At 62.7% G+C, this 20074-nt stretch carries 17 protein-coding genes, 1 pseudogene and 1 riboswitch; of the genes and pseudogenes, 4 read left to right on the top strand and 14 right to left on the bottom strand.

What is annotated here, in order from left to right; genetic code table 11:
• Positions 1 to 26 precede the first annotated feature (26 nt).
• From K5658_RS02115 to K5658_RS02095, 5 genes are all read right to left on the bottom strand, one after another.
• Positions 27 to 320: a helix-turn-helix domain-containing protein gene (locus K5658_RS02115; protein WP_221065345.1), complete on the bottom strand. Its 294-nt coding sequence runs from the start codon at positions 318 to 320 to the stop codon at positions 27 to 29.
• Positions 317 to 1297, bottom strand: coding sequence for a tRNA dihydrouridine synthase DusB (dusB, locus tag K5658_RS02110; RefSeq protein WP_221065344.1), 981 nt, complete (start codon positions 1295 to 1297; stop codon positions 317 to 319). Before dusB ends, K5658_RS02115 begins: the two co-directional genes overlap by 4 nt.
• Positions 1298 to 1400: 103 nt before the next feature.
• Complete coding sequence (locus K5658_RS02105) at positions 1401 to 2003, bottom strand: DUF2238 domain-containing protein (RefSeq protein ID WP_221065343.1); 603 nt, start codon at positions 2001 to 2003, stop codon at positions 1401 to 1403.
• 99 nt (positions 2004 to 2102) lie between these two features.
• Positions 2103 to 2879 (bottom strand): hypothetical protein, encoded by a 777-nt coding sequence (locus tag K5658_RS02100; protein WP_221065342.1) that lies wholly within the window; start codon positions 2877 to 2879, stop codon positions 2103 to 2105.
• Between the two features lie 138 nt (positions 2880 to 3017).
• Positions 3018 to 3914, bottom strand: coding sequence for a LysR substrate-binding domain-containing protein (locus K5658_RS02095; RefSeq protein WP_221065341.1), 897 nt, complete (start codon positions 3912 to 3914; stop codon positions 3018 to 3020).
• Positions 3915 to 4070: 156 nt separating this feature from the next.
• Here K5658_RS02095 and K5658_RS02090 point away from each other — a divergent pair, with 156 nt between their 5' ends.
• Positions 4071 to 4220, top strand: a complete 150-nt coding sequence (locus K5658_RS02090) for a hypothetical protein (protein WP_221065340.1) — start codon at positions 4071 to 4073, stop codon at positions 4218 to 4220.
• A 49-nt stretch (positions 4221 to 4269) separates the two neighbouring features.
• On the opposite strand, the gene K5658_RS02085 is transcribed toward K5658_RS02090, so the two are convergent.
• The 7 genes and pseudogenes from K5658_RS02085 to thiC all read right to left on the bottom strand — a co-directional run bounded on the left by K5658_RS02085 (position 4270) and on the right by thiC (position 10782).
• The gene (locus K5658_RS02085) at positions 4270 to 4800 is read right to left on the bottom strand and encodes a hypothetical protein (protein ID WP_221065339.1); all 531 of its coding nucleotides are present in this window, start codon (positions 4798 to 4800) and stop codon (positions 4270 to 4272) included.
• A 102-nt stretch (positions 4801 to 4902) separates the two neighbouring features.
• A complete protein-coding gene (locus tag K5658_RS02080) occupies positions 4903 to 5298 on the bottom strand; it encodes an O-methyltransferase (protein ID WP_281425977.1) in 396 nt (131 codons plus the stop codon).
• A pseudogene (locus K5658_RS23895) lies at positions 5255 to 5473 on the bottom strand (O-methyltransferase); the annotation flags it as partial. The pseudogene K5658_RS23895 and the gene K5658_RS02080, both read right to left, overlap by 44 nt.
• Before the next feature lie 213 nt (positions 5474 to 5686).
• A complete protein-coding gene (locus K5658_RS02075; RefSeq protein ID WP_221065338.1) occupies positions 5687 to 7171 on the bottom strand; it encodes a hypothetical protein in 1485 nt (494 codons plus the stop codon).
• On the bottom strand, positions 7168 to 8505 hold the full coding sequence (locus tag K5658_RS02070) for an AAA family ATPase (protein ID WP_221065337.1): 1338 nt from the start codon (positions 8503 to 8505) through the stop codon (positions 7168 to 7170). Before K5658_RS02070 ends, K5658_RS02075 begins: the two co-directional genes overlap by 4 nt.
• Complete coding sequence (locus tag K5658_RS02065; protein ID WP_221065336.1) at positions 8502 to 8888, bottom strand: hypothetical protein; 387 nt, start codon at positions 8886 to 8888, stop codon at positions 8502 to 8504. Before K5658_RS02065 ends, K5658_RS02070 begins: the two co-directional genes overlap by 4 nt.
• Before the next feature lie 19 nt (positions 8889 to 8907).
• Positions 8908 to 10782: a phosphomethylpyrimidine synthase ThiC gene (gene thiC / locus K5658_RS02060; protein ID WP_221065335.1), complete on the bottom strand. Its 1875-nt coding sequence runs from the start codon at positions 10780 to 10782 to the stop codon at positions 8908 to 8910.
• Between the two features lie 78 nt (positions 10783 to 10860).
• A riboswitch (TPP riboswitch) is annotated at positions 10861 to 10963 on the bottom strand.
• A gap of 379 nt (positions 10964 to 11342) precedes the next feature.
• Between thiC and K5658_RS02055 the strand changes: the two genes are divergently transcribed.
• From K5658_RS02055 to K5658_RS02045, 3 genes are all read left to right on the top strand, one after another.
• The gene (locus K5658_RS02055) at positions 11343 to 13610 is read left to right on the top strand and encodes a CHASE2 domain-containing protein (RefSeq protein WP_221065334.1); all 2268 of its coding nucleotides are present in this window, start codon (positions 11343 to 11345) and stop codon (positions 13608 to 13610) included.
• Between the two features lie 14 nt (positions 13611 to 13624).
• Positions 13625 to 16981, top strand: a complete 3357-nt coding sequence (locus tag K5658_RS23890) for a FecR domain-containing protein (protein ID WP_221065333.1) — start codon at positions 13625 to 13627, stop codon at positions 16979 to 16981.
• 95 nt (positions 16982 to 17076) lie between these two features.
• Positions 17077 to 17385: a hypothetical protein gene (locus K5658_RS02045; protein ID WP_221065332.1), complete on the top strand. Its 309-nt coding sequence runs from the start codon at positions 17077 to 17079 to the stop codon at positions 17383 to 17385.
• A gap of 601 nt (positions 17386 to 17986) precedes the next feature.
• On the opposite strand, the gene K5658_RS02040 is transcribed toward K5658_RS02045, so the two are convergent.
• Both K5658_RS02040 and K5658_RS02035 read right to left on the bottom strand, forming a co-directional pair.
• A complete protein-coding gene (locus K5658_RS02040) occupies positions 17987 to 19282 on the bottom strand; it encodes an ATP-binding protein (RefSeq protein ID WP_221065331.1) in 1296 nt (431 codons plus the stop codon).
• Positions 19279 to 19941, bottom strand: a complete 663-nt coding sequence (locus K5658_RS02035) for a response regulator (RefSeq protein ID WP_221065330.1) — start codon at positions 19939 to 19941, stop codon at positions 19279 to 19281. The genes K5658_RS02040 and K5658_RS02035 overlap by 4 nt, the downstream gene beginning before the upstream one ends.
• Between the last annotated feature and the right edge of the window lie 133 nt (positions 19942 to 20074).

Genomic DNA, 20074 nt, shown 5'->3' with positions numbered 1-20074 from the left:
AGCAGGGTTGTAGGGTGGAAGGGAGCTTATTCGATGCCGTATTGGTTCATCTTCTTGCGCAAGGTGCTGCGGCTCAGCCCCAAGACCTGGGCGGCGCGGCTTTGGTTATGGCCGCAGTGTTCCAGCACGGTTTCGATCAAGGGCTTTTCGACCTCGCTGATGACCATGGCGTGGAGTCCGGTCGCGGCGTAGCCATCCAGCCCGGCGAAATAATGGCGCAGGGCCAAACGCACCTGCTCGCTCAGGATCGGGGCGGCCCCCGGCCCCGGCGGGATGGCCGCGTCCGGCGCGGGCGGAATGCTTGCGGGGTCCACCGTCATGCGGCCACTCCTGCCCGGTGCGGGTCGAACAGCGTATCGATCAGGGCGAGTTGCCGGGCGGCGCTATCCAGGCCGTTGAACAAGGGCAGGAAACCCGGCGGACAAGGGAGGTATTGGAGATACCAAGCGACGTGCTTGCGGGCGATCCGCAGGCCGCGATATTCGCCATGCAGGGCGTGGAGTTCCCGTAGGTGTTCCAGCATCACCGCATGGACCTCGGCGGGCGCGGGCGCATCCGCCGGGCGCAGCCCGTCGAGACGCGCCGCCATGGCCCGGAACAACCAGGGACGGCCCAGGGCGGCCCGGCCCACCATCACCGCGTCGGCCCCGGTGGCGGCCAGGACGGCGGCGGCCTTGTCGGGGCTGTCGATATCGCCGTTGGCGATGACCGGGATGCCCACCGCCCGCTTGACCTCCCGGATCGTCCGGTATTCGGCCTCCCCGGCGAAGCCGCAGGCGCGGGTGCGCCCATGCACGGCGATGGCCTGGATGCCCGAGTCCTCGGCGATCCGGGCGATGGCCGGGGCGTTGCGGTGTTCGGGATGCCAGCCGGTGCGTATCTTCAAGGTCACGGGCACGGCCACCGCGCCGACCACCGCCGCCAGGATGCGCCCGACCAGGGCTTCGTCCTGGAGCAAGGCGGAACCGGCGGCTTTGTTGCAAACCTTCTTGGCGGGACAGCCCATATTGATATCGATGATCTGGGCGCCGCGGTCCACATTGATGCGGGCAGCCTCGGCCATTTCCGCCGGGTCGTTGCCCAGGATTTGCACCGAATGGGGTCCGGGTTCGCCGACGTGGTCGGTGCGGAGCAGGGTCTTGGGGTCGTCGCGCAGGGCGGGGTTGGCCGAGACCATCTCGGATACGGCCAGCGCGGCCCCGTAACGCCGGCACAGGCGGCGGAACGGCCTATCGGTGACCCCGGCCATCGGGGCCAGGATCAAGCGGTTGGAAAGTCGGTAAGGGCCGATGTGCATTGGGGTTCGGGAGGGTCGGGCAGGGCCGGGAAGTCTAGCCGGAACCGACCGGGGAAGCCAAGGGTCCAGGCCGTAATTTCCCGGCCCGGCGGCGGCGGTTCGATCATGAAGGATAGCACCTCTCCCGCGCCAAACGGGCGATTTGCCTATCGTGGCCACGGCCCAGCAGCGCCACCGCCAGCACCGCCCCCAACAGCGCGGCGGCCATATCCGATTGGGCATCCCAAACATCGCCCTGGATCGCCAGGAAAGCCTCGGCCCGTCCACCCAAGAGCCAGGCCACCCCCCATTCCACCAATTCATAGGCGGCGGAAAGCGCCAAGCACAGCGCGGGGACCAGATAATCCAGCCAAACCCGCCGCGCCACCACCCCGCCCCGGAGCAACAATTCACGGAACGCCAGGGCCGGCGCGAAACCTTGGAAGAAATGGGCCAGCTTGTCGAAACCGTTGCGCCCCCCGCCCAGCGCATCGAACCCCGGCACCCGCGCGAAGGAATAATGCGCCCCGAGCAGGATCAAACCGCACAGGATGAACAACGCGGCGTAGCTCAGCGGGGTGAGCGGGAAACGGCGGCGCGTGGCCCGGAGCGCCAGGAAGATCGCCAGCGCGGGCGGGATTTCCAGGCACCAGGTCACCAGATCGTAAGGCGCGATGGCGGAACCGACGCAGGCGGCGAGGAAAGCGGGGGTCCAATAAGCGGGCATGGGGAGGGGCGCGTCGGGCCGGAGCCTGTGCGGGACGGGCACCCCGCGCCACCCCCGGATGGGAAACGGCGCGGACGGGCTGCCGTCCCGCCCAGCGGCTTAGCCGCCCAGCACGCCGCCGTAGGGCTTGAAGGATTCGCCGACATGGTGGGCGCAGGCGAGGAACTGATAGGCCTTGCCCTCGATGGTGCGCTGTATCCGCTCCAGACCGCTGGTGTTACGGCATTGGGTGCCTTTCAGCGTGCTGGCTTGGCATTGCTTGGCCCCGGTGGAAAGATCGACCAAGCCGCTGGCGGCGGGCGCTTCGGCGGCGACCGCCGCTTCGGGTTCCGCCACCGCCTCCGGTGCTTCGGCGGGGACCGCTGCCTCGGCCGGGGTGGCTTCCGCCGCCGCGGGAACCGGAGCGCTGGACGCGGCCAAATTGGCCAGATATTGCTCCACGCGGGTCTTTTTGACGACCACCGGCACCTCCGGCAAGCCCAGGCCGCCCAGGTAATTCGCGACCCCGGTTTTGCCGCCCGCCCTGGCCCGGTAGGCGGCGGCGGCGGCGCGGTCCGCCTCGGTCTCGCCGGAAACCGCCGTTTCGGCGGCCAGATTCGCCAAATACCGTTGCACCCCGGTGCCCTGCGCCGGGGCGGGGTTTTCGGCCAGGGCCGCCACATACCTGCCGACGCCGGTATCGAACTCCACGACCACCGGCCCCTGGGCCGCCGCTTCCTCCGCGGCCAACTGGGCCAGATATTTCGCGACGCCGGTAAGCTGGGCGGCTTCGGGCTGGGCCTCAGCCGCCACCGGGGCCGGGGCGGGCGGCACACCGGGGGAGCCGCCAAACAAGCCACGAATCGAGCCTAGCACTTGACCAATGATATTCGCCATGAATCATACCTTTATGTTCTTAGGTTTAAAGAAATCCGTCCCCCGCGGGGGAACCGCGACCGCCGCGAACCGCAACCGCTATTTTATACACTATCTACGGAGCGGAGCGCAGCGCCCTGAATCCGGACCCGCCCGCCCCTAGCCCGGCGCGGCCCACGCGCGGGAAACTTCCCGCAATAGCTCGATGAGCTTGCCGATCAAGGGACCGCGGGCCGTGGTCTTGCGCCAGACCAAGCCGATCAACCGCCGCGGTTGCGGCTCGGCGAACGGCAGGTAGCGGATGCCGGTATGGTCCTCCCGCGCCGCCGTCCACGGCATCAAGGTGATGCCGGTCCCGGCCCGCACCATCATCCGCAGGGTTTCCAAGCTGGTGGCGCGGAAATCCACCTCCTCGTGGCCGCCATGGCGATAGCACAGGTTCAAAGCCTGGTCGCGCAGGCAATGGCCCTCGTCCAACAGCAGCAACCGCAAATCGGCCAAGTCCCGCAAATCGACCCGCTCCCGCGCCGCCAGCGGATGCTCCGGCGGCACCGCCAATAAAAAGGGATCGTCGAACAGGCGCATGGACACCAGGGCCGGATCGTTCACCGGCAAGGCCAACAGCGCCGCGTCGCAACGCCCGGTCCGCAATTGCTCGACCAAAACGTCGGTCTTTTCCTCGATCAACAGTAGTTTCAACTTGGGCAGGGTTTGGGCGATGGCGGGCACCGCCGCCGGGAACACATAGCTGGCCAGGGTGGGGAATCCGCCCAGCCGGAACATCCCGGCGTAGGGGTCGCGGGTCGCGGCGGCGATCTCCTCCATCGATTCGACCTCGGCCAAGACCCGCCGGGCCACGGCGATGATGCGCCCGCCCGCCTCGGTGGGGCGCACCGAACGGTTGTTGCGCTCGAACAACGCCACCCCGAGTTCGTCCTCCAATTTCTTGAGCTGGGTGCTGAGGGTCGGCTGGCTGACGCAGCAACGCTCGGCCGCCAGGCTGAAATGGTTCAGGTCGGCGACCGCCACCAGATATTTCAGGTCGCGGAGGTTCATGGGAGGCCATCGGGAGGTGGAAGGGACCGCCGGGCCATTCTAGCCCAGGGAACATAGCCATGCTCAATGATTAGCATAAGAACAAACGATTTTATGGATGCCCCAGGTTCCGCCACAATGCGCCGCCTTCCACCAGTGCGATCCAAGGAGAAACCCATGACCCCTGTCGAAATCGGCTTGACCCTGATGCTGCTCGCCACCGCCGGCGGCTCGGTGGCCTATTGCGCCCACCACGCCAAGCGGCTGGCGCAAATGGAGTCCCAGGACAGCGAGTCCACGCTGCCCCTGCGCCTCGAAGTCCGCTGACGCCCCCGGCACCCCATAAAAGCCGGAGCGCCACACGGCCAAGCACCGATCATGCGCCCGGCTGCCAATACCCCAGGTGGTAGCCGACCGCCAGGATCAAGGTCAGCGCCAACAGCCCCATCCAGAACACCACGGTCATCCCCACCAAACTCAGGGTATAGGGCCGGGATTCGTCGAGCTTTTCCAGGCGCAGTTCCCAGCCCAGCTTGGGGTGGACGCCGAACACCTCCTCGACCTTGGTCAGATAATTTCCGGCCCGCTTCAAGTGCAGCCATAGCATCAAGGTCCGCATCCCGCCCAATAAGGTGATGGCGAACGGCAGGGCGAAATAATGCGGATCGACCTGGGCCGGCGCGATATAGCCGAAGGCCAGCAGCAGGATATTGAGCAAGATGACGGTATGCTCCAAGCGCCATTTTTCCTGGGTGGCGCTGAGGATTTCATCCTGGAGTTTACCGAATTCGATCAGCAGGAAATCGGCTTCGCGGTCCTTGAGATAATCGGTGCGTTCGCCATCCCTATCGCCCCTATCGCCGCCATACGGCGCGGACCGCTGCCCCGGTGGTCTTGGTTGTAGCATTTTGGCACCCCTCGCGCCCTGGCGCGGATGGCTGGCCGGACTGGTTCAAACCCGCCCGCGAACCGGCGGGCGGTCCCTCCGAGTATAGCCCCGCCGGGCGGATCACCCGGTTTTGCGGCGGGCCACCACCATGCCGTCGCGGGTGGGATTGACGAAGGCGTCGAAACCGGAATCGGTGAAGATCAAGCGGTTATGCTCGCGGATGGCCTCGGTCCAGCCGGGCACCGCATCGGGCAGGCATTCCCGCGCCACCCGGCCATGCCATAGCACGTTGTCGGCGATATAGAAGCCACCGGGCCGCACCCGCTCGCGGGCCATGCGCCAGATATCGGGATAATCGCACTTGTCGGCGTCGTTGTAGCAGATATCGAATTCCCCCCCCGACCGAGCAGAACACGCCCTGGGCCTGCCCGATACGGAATTCCACCCGATCCCACAGCCCCGCTTCCTTGAGGAAATGCTCGGCCAGCGGCAGATTGGCGGGATCGCTGTCGGCACAGACCACCCGGCCTTCCGGTCCCACCGCCACGGCGAACCAATGGGCCGAGTAGCCGAAGCCGCTACCGAACTCGAACACCCGGCGGGCGGCGATGCCGAGCGCGAGGGTCTTGAGGAACACCCCGCACAAGCGTCCCACGATGGGGAAGCTCTGGCGGATGGCGAGGCTTTCCATCCCGATCAGGGTCGGAGTGTCGGTGGATTGGGCGAGGTCGGCGAGATAAGCCTCGATCTCCCGGTGGACGGGGGCGATCAAGGCCGGTTGCGAAGGGATTGTGCGGGTGTCGTCCATGGGGAACCTCCTGTTGACCATGAATCCGGTAAAGGCCCGAACATAGCACGATCCGTGGTCCGGGACACTTAGGCACGACGGGAGGCGCGCGGGAAATCACCGCGGTGGCCTGACGCCGCCTTTGCGCTTGATACCGAAGCCAACGCGGAAAATGTCGGGCATGTTGTAACGCTTGTCCTCGGTGCGGTAGAGGACGGCGAGTTCAACGAGATCGTCAACCAAAGAATCGAGTTTGCGACCGGGACTAGGATCATTGCTATAACGGCGGGGAGGCAGCCTTTGGTTAGTGCTGGCAGCATCCAATGATTCTTGGACACAAGCTTCCGTCCACTTTTCCCGCAATTCATCAAAAGTCAATGGAACTGCCGAACCCTTTAAAGCCCGAAGCAATGGCTCGACCCAAGGATAATCTTCTTTGAGTTCACGAACCCTGATTTCCGAGGCTTTTACTACACCTTGCTGTACTCCTTCGTAATGCAACGCCAAATTATGGTTTGGCCGGTTTGCATCGGTCCATTCAGCGGCTTCCTTGAAGGCTAGCAAAATACTTCTAGGACTTAAGCGCCGTTTGGCATCTGACAAATGCACAGGAATCCAAGTATAGGTATAGCCCTTTTTAGCGCTGGCACCCATCCAAGGCCCGGTAATTGCCTCAACTATACCCCTTATCAATTCTTCGTCTATATTCCTAGGAAATAAATAAGCACCATCCATAATTTGCCATTGCACGCTGGTTTTTTGACTAAGAATATTACGGAACTCCTCGCCCACAATAACCGAATTAGCTAAATGCAAAAAAATTACGCCATACAAGTCATTAGGGCGCCATTCAAGCTCTGGTTTTGCATGTAGAAGTTTAGAGCTATCGGCAAAGCTCCATATATCATCATTCTCCTCAACCATATCCGGGCGCAGAAAAAATTTAAAGCGGATAGCCCGGCGAGAGCGGCATTCAAGACAAAGTTTCAGAGCGGCGGATAATATGCCACGAATTTTCTTCCAGTCATCGGCGAGGCGATCCAAAGAATCAAACAACAACAGCACTTTACCCTGTTCTTGAAGTGCCTGGTCACATTCCGCCAAGTATTTATCGACCTCGCCGGAATGAGTTTCAACCCAACTGACCGCAGCCTCCCACCCTGTATTGAAAGGTAAATCCCTATTCAAATAAATAAGCGCATGCCTAAGCAAAACCGCTTGCCATATCGCATCGGGTCTATAATTGCGACTCAACAATGACTCTATGCTGGCACGATTAGGAAAATCCTTGTCGCTCGGGTCCAAACCAAAGCCCACGCGCACCACGATATTTGCAAGACCTTGAACTCTAGCGGCATCAGCAACAAATCTATGAGTTTTTTCGTCATTCAATACCGCAGTCCAAAAGCTCTTTCCGGCACCGCGCATCCCCACAACAATATTATATTCCGGTGACAACGCTTTGCCATGTTTTGGTGGCACATAAATTTCAGACAATTGAGGCGCATCAAGGGTTTCTTTAGCCTGTGTCGGCGGTAAATTTATAAGCGCTTGACGGAAGGTATTGGCATCAAACTGAAGCAAGGAACGTATCATATTCAAATGGTTTCCTGCGCCAAATTGTTTTGCAATAATCGCGTGGTGGCATTTGGAAAAAATTTACCAAAAGCCTGCTCCACCGCCTGCCAGGAAGGCCGTGCTTGGGAATCAATCAAATCGAAAGACCTGACTCTTGGATCGAATCCGATAAACGCGGGTTGATGCGGGCCAGTATCTTCCGGGTTAAAAAGCTGTGGCTCGCGTCCAAGTTTTTTCTTCTCCTCTTCCTCTATTTCGTCTGTATCATAAAACTCCTGCCAAGTTTCATAGGAGCGCTCGACAAACCGCAGCCTCGCGGCATCGGTCGATTCGGTTTGCGCGGCCACCATGCTTAAACGCCAGCGCAAGTCATTTTCAGGCATCCCCCATTCGACACTTTGCGCCATCCTTAAATGCTGGAATAGCTTTTTATATGCTTGCCAACTCTGATACTCATCCCGCGCAAACAAAAATACTTTAGCGCCTAGCCGGGTCACAGCGGCGGACCCAATATCATGCAAGCCCGCACGGGCATCCAATAACACCGCGTCGGGCTTATCGAATAAACCAGCCAATTGCTGCAACAGGATCAGCAGCCGCTCGGCCAATCCTGAAAACTCCCCGGTTTCCGCCCGGAAGGTGGGCATATAAATCCGGCCCAATTTATTCACATAATCCTGGGTTTTTCTACCGAAAGCCGGTAAGACACGTATCCGTCCCGGCTCATCATTGCTTAAAGCACAATCCACCATGCATTCCCTGAGCAAGGCTTCATTGGGCTGGCCGACCAAGCATTCCACCAGCCAATCGACCAAGCCGTAATCCGGCATATGGTCCTCGTCCAGCAATACCCCGGCGACTCCGGGCGCTTCCAAATCCACCAGAACGACGTTTTTACTTTGCTTGGCCAAATACCAAGCCCATAATGCGAACGCCGTTGTCCTGCCCACACCGCCTTTAATACTGAAAGCCACCGCCGCGGGCAAGGGTGGCTGTTCAACGAGGGGTTTGCGCAACCAATCTTGATTGGTCTGCAAACGATCTATCAGCCATGTTTTGGAAGCATCGGGAAAGCGGACGCGATCCGGGGAATCCAAAATATCCTCTGGCACTACCAAATCGCTATGCCTAAGCAAAATACGTTTGCTTCCGGGACTATAAATCCCCAAAGCCCGATGCAATTCGTCCGCCAAGGCGTCCCATTCGGCAGAATCACTCATGGCATTATCGGGAATCGTCACAACCAGCTTACCCAAAGCATCCCTAATCAATGTGGTTTCTGGTGGTGAATCACCAAACTGTTGCCCTAAGATACGCAACGTGTCTAGAAGAATCGAATCGAACTTTGGCGCTATCATTTGCGGACCCCACTTAACCCCACGGCACCCAATAAACGCCGGGCGGCATTCCGATGATTTTCCATGGTTTGTGCGGAAAGATAACCATCCGCACAATACCTCTGATCCACAGACCAATCCTCGAAAGGATTATTCTTATCAAGCAAATCCACCAAACTTGGATAAGCCCTTTGCAAGCTTTGCAGGTTGATGTGGTTCCAAAGCACATTGACATGCTTCCTATAGGACTCATCAAGCCTTGAATCCGCGGAGAATGCCGGTAGAAGAACCAATGCCGACTTAACGGCGCATTCAGCAGATAAGCCATAAAATTGATCGGCATTTTCTACTCTGCTTTCCGTCTTCAGTAATGCGGCATCGGCGAAATTTTCCCCCACCGTCATAGCATCCCCCGCTTTTTAATCAAGCCTTCCGATAAATCTCCGCCCCCGCCTTCACGAACTCCCCGGCCTTCTCCTCCATGCCCGCCGCCAAAGCCTGCGCCTCGTCCACGCCATGGGTCTTGGCGTATTCACGCACATCCTGGGTGATCTTCATCGAGCAGAAATGCGGGCCGCACATCGAGCAGAAATGCGCCAGCTTCGCGCCCTCCTGCGGCAGGGTCTCGTCGTGGAATTCGACCGCCTTCTCGGGATCGAGGCTCAGGTTGAACTGGTCGGCCCAGCGGAACTCGAAGCGGGCTTTCGACAGCGCGTTGTCGCGGGACTGCGCCCCCGGATGGCCCTTGCCCAGGTCGGCGGCGTGGGCGGCGATCTTGTAGGCGACGATGCCATCGCGCACATCCTGCTTGTTGGGGAGGCCCAGATGTTCCTTGGGCGTCACGTAGCACAGCATGGCGGTGCCGAACCAGCCGATCATGGCCGCGCCGATGGCGGAGGTGATGTGGTCGTAGCCGGGCGCGATATCCGTGGTCAGCGGCCCGAGGGTGTAGAACGGCGCTTCGTGGCACAGTTCCAGTTGCTTGTCCATGTTCTCCTTGATCATGTGCATCGGCACATGGCCCGGTCCTTCGATCATGACCTGGACATCGTGCTTCCAGGCGATTTCGGTGAGTTCGCCCAGGGTCTTGAGTTCGGCGAACTGGGCCTCGTCGTTGGCGTCGGCGATGGAGCCGGGACGCAGGCCATCGCCCAGGCTGAAGCTCACATCGTAAGCCTTCATGATTTCGCAGATGTCCTCGAAATGGGTGTAGAGGAAGCTCTCCTTATGATGGGCCAGGCACCATTTCGCCATGATGGAACCGCCCCGGCTGACGATGCCGGTGACGCGCTTGGCGGTCAGCGGGATGAACGGCAGGCGGATTCCGGCGTGGATGGTGAAGTAATCGACGCCCTGCTCGGCCTGCTCGATCAAGGTATCGCGGAAGATTTCCCAGGTCAGTTCCTCGGCCTTGCCATTGACCTTTTCCAGGGCTTGGTAGATCGGCACCGTGCCGATGGGTACCGGGGAATTGCGGATGATCCACTCGCGGGTTTCGTGGATGTTCTTGCCGGTGGAGAGGTCCATCACGGTATCGCCGCCCCAGCGGATCGACCACAGCATTTTTTCCACTTCTTCCTCGATGGAGGAAGTCACGGCGGAATTGCCCAGGTTGCAATTGATCTTCACCAGGAAGTTGCGGCCAATGATCATCGGCTCGGATTCCGGGTGGTTGATATTGGCCGGGATGATGGCCCGGCCCCGCGCCACCTCGTCGCGCACGAATTCCGGCGTGATGATCTTGGGGATGGCCGCGCCGAAGGCTTCGCCGGGATGCTGGAACCGGTACATCTCGGCCAGGGCTTCCAGCTTCTGGTTCTCGCGGATGGCGATGAATTCCATTTCCGGGGTGACGATGCCCCGGCGGGCATAGTGCATCTGGGTCACATTGGCCCCCGGCCTAGCCCGGCGCGGCGGCTGGATATGCTCGAAGCGGAGTCCGGCCAGCGCTTGATCCGACTGGCGCTGGCGGCCATAGGCGGAACTCGGCCCGGACAATGCCTCGGTATCGCCACGCTCGGCGATCCAACCCGCCCGCAGCGCCGGGAGTCCCTGCCTCAGGTCGATTTGGACCTCCGGGTCGGTGTAGGGACCGGAAGTGTCGTAGACGTGCAACGGCGGGTTCTGTTCCGCGCCGAAGCCGGTGGGCGTGTCGGACTGGGTGATCTTGCGCATGGGCACGCGGATATCCGGGCGGCTGCCCTGGACGTAGACCTTTTCCGAAGCGGCGAAGGGCTGGATGGAGGCGCGCTTGGCGGCGACGGCCAGATGCGGAAGTTCGTGTGCGAGAGCGTTCATCGCGGGCATTCTCCTGGATCGAGGGACGGGGGACGCAGGAGAAGCGGTCGGGGACGGGCTGGCGGGGACTGGCAACCCCGGCCCTGTGACTGGCTTCCCTACGCCGGTATTAGCCGGTTCAGGTTCGAAGGGTGTGTCTCAGCCCCGCCCGGTACACGGCGGAGCACCCCTAGCCTTACGGGTGTCGGCTAAGCTAAAACATGGGGGGCGATTTGGCAAGGCGGAGGAATCACCATGCCAAGGCGGCCCGCCCCCCCCGGCCCCCCCGGCCGCGGCCTCCATGGCGATGAAGATACAGATCGATACATCGTACCGCCACTATCGGTTTACCCTGGCGGGAAACTATACTACCCTGCCGCCTGCAACAGCCAATTCCCCCCGGAATCCAATAAAATCAATAAGTAAACCCGCGGCGTAACTCCGGCCAGCGCCCGGCCCAGGCTACATACGGATACAACCGCGCCCATCTCCCCCATCGTTTCGTCAGAGGCTGAGACCACCGTGCCATCCACGCATACGCCGCCAGGACGGCGTCCACCGCCCGCGGGGGCCATGCCGCCATGACCGGGCGCAAGCGGCGGACCCGGCCGCAATTCCAATTGGGCTGGCTCCCCTTGCTGACCGCCCTGGGCGGGGCGCTATTCAGCCTGTCGCCGTTGCGGGGACCGCTGGAAGAAGGCATCGGGCTCGGACTCCTGTACGCGCTGCGCGGTCCCGCCAGCCCGCCGGGCGAGGTCGCCATCCTCGGCATCGACCACGAATCCGCCCAGCGCCTGCAAGCCCCCGACGACCCCCATAATTGGCCGCGCCACCTGCACGCCAATATCCTCCGCAACGCCCAGCGCGGCCAGGCCGAATTGCTGGCTTTCAATATCTTCTTCGCCAACGCCTCCGCCGATCCGGGGGCCGACCGGGCCATGGCCGAAGCCATGCGCGGCCTGGGCCGGACGGTGCTGACCGATTATGTCAAGCCGCGCCAATTGCGCTCGGGGCTTTATGTCGAATCGCTGGTGGAACCCACCCCCGAACTGGCCGACGCGGCGCTCGCCACCGCGCCCTTCCTGCTGCCCCGCGACACCCTCAGCGCGTCCAGCGCCTTCCTCACCTTCTTCGGCGACGAGGAACGGCGGGCCACCCTGCCCACGCTGTTGATGCTGGCCTATATCCAACGCACCCATTGCGCCGAGCTGGGCGCTTGGCTCGGGTCCGCCGATCCCGAATTGGCCCGGATCGCCGCCCAATCCCCGCCCTGCCAGACCCGCCCCAAGGAGTTCGAACCCACCCTCCGCCTGCTGATCGAACAACTCCGCGCCCGCCCCGGACTCGAAGCCAGCCTGGAACAAGCCCTGTTGAACAGCCGCTTCCCCGCCGCCACCCGGCGCTTGCTGCGGTCTTGGGCCGGGGTGCTGGCGGGCGGGGAGGTGCGCTATTTCAACCATTACGGCCCCTCGCATAGCTTCCCCATCCTGTCCTACCAGGATTGGGTGGGCGACCCGCCGGAATCCACCCTGGCCGCGCTGGCGGGCAAGATCGTCCTGGTGGGCTATCTGGAGGATTTCCAGCCGGAATCCACCGAGGGGCTGTTCTACACGCCGTTCTCGGCCATCAGCTCGGTGGAACTGGCGGCGACCGCGCTGGCGAACCTGTTGGAGGACAAATGGGTGCGCCCGGCCTTCTCCCCGGTCGGCGAGGGCTTGTGGCTGTTGTTCTGGGGCGGGGTCTTGGGTTTGTGCGCGATGCGGCGGAGCGCGGCGCGGGGATTCGCCCTGATCCTGGGCCTGGGCGGGCTTTATCTCGCCGCCGCCTGCGCCCTGTTCGGGCTGCGGGGGGATTGGCTGCCGTTGGTCGCGCCGCTGGGGTTGCAATTGCCCATCGCGCTGTTGACCTGGGGCTGGCTCAACTATGTGCGCCGGGCCGAGCGCGAACGCGCCATGCAATCGGTGATCCACCGCTTCATCCCGGTGGATGTGTTCAGCCAACTGAGCCGACACGAGGATAGCGCGACCCTGCCCAACTATGGCCGCATGGCCCAGGGCATCTGCCTCGCCACCGACGCCGGGCGCTACACCGCCTTGGCCGAGACCTTGGAACCCATGGCCCTGGCCCGGCTGATGAACGCCTATTACGCCGCCCTGTTCGAGCCGGTCACCCGCCATGGCGGCTGGGTGTCGGACGTGGTGGGCGATGCCATGCTGGCGATCTGGATCGCCCGCGACGACGACCCCGGCGCCCAGGAAGCCCGCGCCAACGCCCTGGCCGCCGCCAGCGCAATCCGCCTCGCCGTGCGCCGCTTCGAGAAAACCCACGAACTGGTGTTCCCGGTCCGCCTCGGCATCCATTACGGCGAACTGCGCATCGGCTATGTCGGCACCGCCGAGCGCGGCGAGATCCGCGCCGTCGGCGACACGGTGAACACCGCCGCCCGCTTGGAAGGGCTCAACAAGCTGCTGGGCACCCACAGCCTGGTGTCGGAGCGAACCCTGGAGGATTTGCCGGACGCGGGCGTCCGCCCCCTGGGCGCGTTCCTGTTGCCGGGGAAATCCAAGCCGATCTCGGTGGCGGAATTGATCACCGACCCCGAGGCCGGACCCTGTCCCGAATTGCGCCAGCGTTTCGCCGATGCGCTGGCCCTGTTTAACGAAGACCGCTGGCAGGAGGCCCATGCGGCGTTCACCCTGTTGAACCTGCACTTTCCCGACGATGGACCGACCCGCTTTTATTACAAGACTTGCCAAAGCTATCTGGCGGAACCGCCCCAAGGAAGCGATACTCCTGGCATCGCGGTCGAGAAGCCTCCACCGGCGGAACTGTTCAACCATAAAAAATAAGCAGGAATCCCAACATGGCCCGTATCCACTCCCCGGCCCGGCGGCGTCGCCCGGCCACGACCGATGGCCCGGCATCGCACCGGGCCGTACTGTCCTGCTTGGTTTTGGCCCTGGCCTGCACGGCCACGGCGGAGGCCCAGACCTGTTCGGACTGGGCGGCGCGGCTGGCTTCCGCCGAGGGCCAGGTCGAGGTCCATACCGATACCGGACACTGGCAGCCGGTGGTGGTGGACCAGCGCTTCTGTGCCGGCGACAAAATCCGCACCCAGACCCAGAGCCGCGCCTCCCTGCAACTCGCCAACCAGACCTACATGACCCTGGACCAGCGCAGCACCTTGGTTTTCCGCACGGTCGAGGCCGAGAAACCGTCCTGGGTGGAATTGATCGCGGGCACGCTGTTCGCCCGCAGCCGCACGCCGCGGTCGTTGGATATCCATAGCCATTTCATCAACGCCACCATCAAGGGCACCGAGTTCCTGGTCAGCGCCGAACCGGACCGGGGCGAGGTGATGGTGATCGAGGGCGAGGTGGAAGCCTCCAACCCGCAGGGCAAGGTGACAGTGACCGACGGCCAGAGCGCCATCGCCCACGCCGGGCAAGCGCCCCAGGCCAGCCTGACCGCCCATCCCGAGGATGCGGTGCAATGGGCCTTGTATTTCCCGCCCTTGCTGGACGCCGCCAGCCTGGCGCACGCCCGCCAGCCCGCCCTGGCCGGGGCGGCGCGGAGCTATGCCGAGGGCCGCGTCGCCGACGCCCTGGCGCGGTTGCAGCAAATCCCGCCCGCCCAGCGCGACCCCGACACCACCGCCGCCCTGGCCGGTGTGTTGTTGAGCGTGGGACGGGTGGACGAGGCCGAGCCGTTGCTGGCCGCGCCCAGGGGCAAGCCGGTGCCGGCCAGTTTCACCGCGCTGCGTTCGGTCATCGCCCTGGCCCGCAACCACAAGGCCGAGGCGCTCAAGCTGGCCGATGCCGCCCTGGCCGCCGACGCCCAATCCACCTATGGCTGGTTGGCGCGGTCCTATGCCTTGCAAGCCGGGTTCGACCTGGAGGCCGCCCTGGCCGCCGCCGAACGCGCCGCCGCGATCAGCCCCGACAACGCCTTGGTCCAGTCGCGCCGGGCCACGTTGTTGGCTTCGCTGGACCGTTGGACCGAAGCCCAGGCCGCAGCGGAACTCGCCACCCGCCTGGACGGGGGGCAATCCCGGCCCTGGGTGGTGCGCGGTTTCGCGGAATTGCGGCGGGGCGACCTGGACGCCGGGAAGTCCAGCTTCGAGGAAGCCGCCCGTTTGAATCCCGCCGATCCCATGGCGCGGCTGGGGCGGGGCTTGGCGCTGATCCGGGAGGGCGATTTGGCGGAGGGCACGGCGGATATGGAAATCGCCGCCAGCCTCGATCCCGGCGATTCCTTGATCCGCAGCTATCTGGGCAAGGCGTATTACGAGCAGAAGCGCGGCAAGGTGGCGGAGAAGCAATTCGATTTGGCCGAGCGCTTCGACCCCAACGATCCGACGCCTTGGTATTACAACGCCATCATGAAGCAGACGGTGAACCGTCCGGTGGAGGCGCTGCACGATTTGCAGCGGTCGATGAAGTTGAACGGCAACCGGGCGGTGTACCGTTCCAAGCTGGCCTTGGACGAGGATTTGGCGGCGCGGGGCGCGGCCCTGGGGCGGATTTACGGGCAACTGGGCTTCCAGCCCCGCGCCTGGATCGAGGGTTGGAAGGCCTTGGAGGACGACCCCACCGACTACACCTCGCACCGGCTGTTGTCGGACACCTATTTCGCCCTGCCGCGCAGCGATATAGCGCGGGTCAGCGAGTTGCTGCAATCGCAGTTGTTGCAGCCGATCAATATCACGCCGGTGCAGCCTTTGTTGGCGGAAAGCTCGGTGTTCCTGCTGGGGGGTTTGGGTCCGGCGGACCTTTCGCTACAGGAGTTCAACCCGCTGTTCCAGCGCAACCGTTTCAGCCTGTTGGCGTCGGGGATGGTGGGCAGCAACGACACCTATAGCGACGAGGTGGTGCATACCGGGCTGTGGGACGATTTTTCCTATAGCCTGGGGCAGTTCCATTACCAGACCCAAGGCTTTAGGCCCAACAACAATATCAATTCCAACCTCTACAACGCCTTCGTCCAGGGGCGGGTGACGCCTTGGCTGAATGTGCAGGCGGAGTATCGGCATCAGGAGGTGGGCCGGGGGGATTTGGATTCGCGCTTCGCGCCGGATGCGTTCCAGCAATTCGTCATCGACAACTACAAGCAGGCTTCCGAAACCGATACCTACCGCTTTGGCCTGCACGCCAATCCTTCCGAGCATGGCGATTTCCTGGCGTCCTATATCCATCTGGACCGGTCGGCCACCGAGGGGTACTTAAGTAACAGCAACTTCGATCAGCTTACTCATAACCATGGCGATACCGGCGAGGCGCAATATATTCAGCGCTATGAAAACGTGAAGGCCATTTTAGGCGGCGGTTATTATCAGCTCGACACCACCTCCCAGCTCAAAATAAGGCCGGTCGGTAGCGCGAACAGCACCTCTCAAGGTAATGGTTATCTCTACACCCACATCCGCTATCCTCAACAGATGAACTGGACCTTGGGACTCAGCGTCGATGCCCTTGATAACGGATCGGCACCGACCACTGCCCAGGTCAATCCCAAATTCGGCCTGCTGTGGAATATCTCGCCCGACACTGTGCTACGCATGGCGGCGTTCCGCACCATGAAACGCAATCTGCTCACCGGCCAAACCCTGGAACCCACCCAAGTTGCGGGTTTCAATCAATTTTTTGATGACTTGAACGGCACCGACGCCACCCGCTGGGGGCTAGGGCTGGATCAGCGCTTTAATCTCGATGTCTTGGGCGGCGTGGAATTCTCCCGGCGGGAACTCGCCTTACCGAGCGACTTAACCGAATCACATTGGCGGGAGACCCAATACCGGGCCTATCTTTTGTGGACGCCACATTCACGTTGGAACACCAGCCTTGAATATTTCCGTGAACAATTCGACAATTCGAGCGGCTCAGCCGCATTAAATACCCGCACCCAAACCCTGCCCTTGACCATCTCGTATTTCGATCCTTCGGGACTCTATACGAACCTCAAGGCTACGTATTTCCACCAGGATGTGGACCTGCCGGGGGGCTGGCAAAGCGAGGATGTGCCATTCCTGGACCTGGGGCTAGGCTATCGCTTACCCAACCGCTGGGGCTTGGCCGAAATCCAGTTCCAGAACCTCCTGGACCGCAACTACCACTACGAAGGATTGCAGGACCGCAGGCCACCGCAGATCGGCGGCATCCCGGCGTTCCTGCCTTTCCCGCCCGAGTTCACTGTATTCGCCCGCTTCACGCTGGCGCTCTGAACCGGACGGGGCCAAGGTCGGCGATCAATACAGCAGGGTCGCGGTGAAACCGCCACTCTCACAACGATAACCACACGACCTAGGAGAACAACAATATGCGTAACCGAACCCTCCCTTTCGGCCTGATCCCAGCCCTGCTGGGATCGGTCCTGATGTTCGCCACCGCCGACCTCCCGGCCCAGGAAACCGCAACTACTACACCCGCATCGGAATCCACCACCACGCAAACTACCACTGAACCAACCAGCACAGCCACCGACACATCGGCAGCCAAGACTGCCGCCGCATGCACCAAACGTTGCATCGATATATCCGGCAACTATCAAAGCTGCAAAAATGTAAACAATATCCCAATGTATACCTGCACCAGCCCGAACAACATTTGCTCGGGTGCCTGCTTTTAAGCCCAGCCCTCCGATAAAACCCGCCCACCGTGGCGGGTTTTTTATCGCCCGCAAACCACCGGATGCCACTGTCGCCAACCTGGGATACAATCGCCGCGCTTCCACCCTCCGCCGGGGAAGCGCCACCCACGCCCCGATCCCCCACCACGACAGGAGAACACCCATGTTGAGCCGCGCTTTACGCCATGGCCTCGTTTCCGCGCTACTTGGTGCCACGCTGGCGCTAGCCACCCTTTCCGCCCAAGCGGCGGAACCGCAAGCCACGACCCCGGATGGACTGCCGCAGAGCCTTGATCGTGCTGCTGGTACACAATTGAAGATCAATCAGGAAGCGGCGGCAGCGGCGGCTTGCACCAAATCTTGCTCTGATAGCAGCGGCAATCTCAAACCTTGCCAGTATGTAGGGACTACTCCAAAGTACCCCTGCCCCAATCCAACTACCCTTTGCTCCACCGCTTGCCAATAACCGCAAGAACACAAAACCCGCCATCCCCCCGATGGCGGGTTTTTTATCGCCCGCAAACCACCGGATGCCACTGTCGCCAGCCTGGGATACAATCGCCGCGCTTCCACCCGCAAGCCGTGAAGCCACACCCCGGCCTCAGGCAGCGAACACCACCCGCACCCGCAGCCCCCCGCCCGCCCCGTTCTCCAGCCCCACCCGCGCCCCATGCCGGTCGGCGATGGTCTTGACGATGGACAAGCCCAGCCCGGTGCCCGGCTCGTGGGTCGCCTCCCCCCGATAAAAACGGTCGAACACCCGCGCCCGGTCCGCCTCGGCAATGCCGGGTCCGGTATCGCGCACCTCCAGGAGGGGCCGACCTTCCGCCCGCCACACCGACAAATCCACCCGCCCGCCCTCCGGGGTATAGCGCAAGCCGTTCTCGACCAGGTTCGCCACCAACACCCGCAAGGCGGCGGGATCGCCCTGCACCTTCAAGCCATCGTCGGTGGCGACCACGCCCAGATCGATATGCTTGGCCTCCGCCAAGGGCAGATGCTCCGCCACCACCTGCCGCGCCAGTTCGCCCAGCAACACCGGCTCGAACGGCTTGGCCGCGAGGTCCGGGTCTTGGCGGGCCAGGGTCAGCAATTGCTGCACCGCCCGCCCCACCCCGGCCTTGAGATCGTCCAGCGCGGCGCGGCGGTCCTCCTCGGTCTCGGCCCGCTCGACCAATTGCGCCTGGAGTTGCAAGGCGGCGATGGGTGTGCGCAGTTCGTGGGCGGCGTCGGCGATGAAGGCTTGCTGCGCCGCCAAGGCATCGCCCAGCCGCACCAGCAAATCGTTGAGCGAACGCACCAAGGGCCGGGCCTCCTGCGGGGCTTGCGCCTCGGGCAAGGGGTCCAACGCCTTGGGCGTGCGGGTGGCGACGGCGCGGGCCAGCCGGTTCAAAGGCTCCAAACCCCGGCTCACCAACACCCAAATCGCCGCGCTCAGCACCGGCAGCAACAACAGCAAGGGCAACAACACCCGCAACGCCGCCTCCAAAGCCATGTGGTCGCGCACCCGCATCGGCTGGGCCACCTGGATCACCTGGCTGCGCGAACGGATGGCGAACACCCGCCAAGCGCCCTCGCGGGTCTCTACCGTGGCATAGCCCCCGTCCATGAAACCGGGCAATTCCACATGCGGCTGCGAGTAATAAAGGCGCACCCCGGTCGCGTCCCACACCTGGATGACGAAATCGAAGTCCTCCTCGTCGGCGTCCACCGGCGGCATCCATACCGCGCCGAAGGCCGGATTGCGCAGCGACAAGGCGATTTGGCGCAAGTGGTAATCGAACAAAGCCCCCGCCTCCTCGCGGGCCGTGAAATAAATCGCCGAAGCCCCCAGCAACAAGGCGGTGATGATCGCCCCCAGCAAGGTGGCGATGAGTTTGCGGCGGATCGATTTCATGGCTGGTTCGGCAACAAATAACCCACGCCGCGCACGTTCCGCACCCAATCCGGCCCCAGCTTGCGGCGCAGGGCGTGGATATAGACCTCCACGGCGTTGCTCTCGATTTCCTCGCCCCAGCCGTAGATGCGGTCCTCCAATTGCTTCCGCGACAAGGGCACCCCAGGGCGTTCCAGCAAGGCGCTGAGCAAGGCGAATTCGCGGGCCGAGAGCGCGATGGGCTGGCCGTCCAGGCTCACTTCATGGCTGACCGGATTCACCCGCAAAGCCCCATGCTCGATCACCGGCTCGGCGCGTCCGCCCCGGCGGCGCAGCAAGGCCCGGATGCGGGCGGTGAGTTCGTCCAGGTCGAAGGGCTTGACCAGATAATCATCGGCCCCGCCGTCCAAACCCTTGACCCGGTCGGCCACGGCGTCGCGGGCGGTGAGGATCAGGACCGGGAGGGTGTTCTTCTTGGCCCGGAGTCCCGCCAGCACCTCCAGGCCGCTCTTGCGCGGCAGGCCCAAATCCAACAGCAGCAAATCGTACACATCGTTGCCCAGGGCCAGTTCGGCGGCGATGCCGTCCCGCACCCAGTCCACGGCGTAGGCTTCTTTCTTGAGTCCGATCTGGACGCTCTTGCCGATCATGGGATCGTCTTCGGCCAATAACAGGCGCATGGCGGGATTCCTCCGGGTGTTGTCATGGCGGATGTTTTCACATTATTGGTAGGGTGGGCGCGTATTCCGTACCCACCGGGATGACCCGCGAAGGGTGGGCATGAATACAGCCTTTGGATATCTCCCCGGCCCT

It is taken from the genome of Methylomagnum ishizawai, assembly GCF_019670005.1.
GTDB classification, from domain to species: domain Bacteria; phylum Pseudomonadota; class Gammaproteobacteria; order Methylococcales; family Methylococcaceae; genus Methylomagnum; species Methylomagnum ishizawai.
This window is presented reverse-complemented; position numbering and strand designations above follow the sequence as displayed.

Bases quoted from the DNA above. Each gene is read 5' to 3' on its own strand.
- K5658_RS02115 (WP_221065345.1), bottom strand. From the start codon at position 320: ATGACGGTGGACCCCGCAAGCATTCCGCCCGCGCCGGACGCGGCCATC.
- dusB (WP_221065344.1), bottom strand. From the start codon at position 1,297: ATGCACATCGGCCCTTACCGACTTTCCAACCGCTTGATCCTGGCCCCG.
- K5658_RS02105 (WP_221065343.1), bottom strand. From the start codon at position 2,003: ATGCCCGCTTATTGGACCCCCGCTTTCCTCGCCGCCTGCGTCGGTTCC.
- K5658_RS02100 (WP_221065342.1), bottom strand. From the start codon at position 2,879: ATGGCGAATATCATTGGTCAAGTGCTAGGCTCGATTCGTGGCTTGTTT.
- K5658_RS02095 (WP_221065341.1), bottom strand. From the start codon at position 3,914: ATGAACCTCCGCGACCTGAAATATCTGGTGGCGGTCGCCGACCTGAAC.
- K5658_RS02090 (WP_221065340.1), top strand. From the start codon at position 4,071: ATGACCCCTGTCGAAATCGGCTTGACCCTGATGCTGCTCGCCACCGCC.
- K5658_RS02085 (WP_221065339.1), bottom strand. From the start codon at position 4,800: ATGCTACAACCAAGACCACCGGGGCAGCGGTCCGCGCCGTATGGCGGC.
- K5658_RS02070 (WP_221065337.1), bottom strand. From the start codon at position 8,505: ATGATAGCGCCAAAGTTCGATTCGATTCTTCTAGACACGTTGCGTATC.
- K5658_RS02065 (WP_221065336.1), bottom strand. From the start codon at position 8,888: ATGACGGTGGGGGAAAATTTCGCCGATGCCGCATTACTGAAGACGGAA.
- thiC (WP_221065335.1), bottom strand. From the start codon at position 10,782: ATGAACGCTCTCGCACACGAACTTCCGCATCTGGCCGTCGCCGCCAAG.
- K5658_RS02055 (WP_221065334.1), top strand. From the start codon at position 11,343: ATGACCGGGCGCAAGCGGCGGACCCGGCCGCAATTCCAATTGGGCTGG.
- K5658_RS23890 (WP_221065333.1), top strand. From the start codon at position 13,625: ATGGCCCGTATCCACTCCCCGGCCCGGCGGCGTCGCCCGGCCACGACC.
- K5658_RS02045 (WP_221065332.1), top strand. From the start codon at position 17,077: ATGCGTAACCGAACCCTCCCTTTCGGCCTGATCCCAGCCCTGCTGGGA.
- K5658_RS02040 (WP_221065331.1), bottom strand. From the start codon at position 19,282: ATGAAATCGATCCGCCGCAAACTCATCGCCACCTTGCTGGGGGCGATC.
- K5658_RS02035 (WP_221065330.1), bottom strand. From the start codon at position 19,941: ATGCGCCTGTTATTGGCCGAAGACGATCCCATGATCGGCAAGAGCGTC.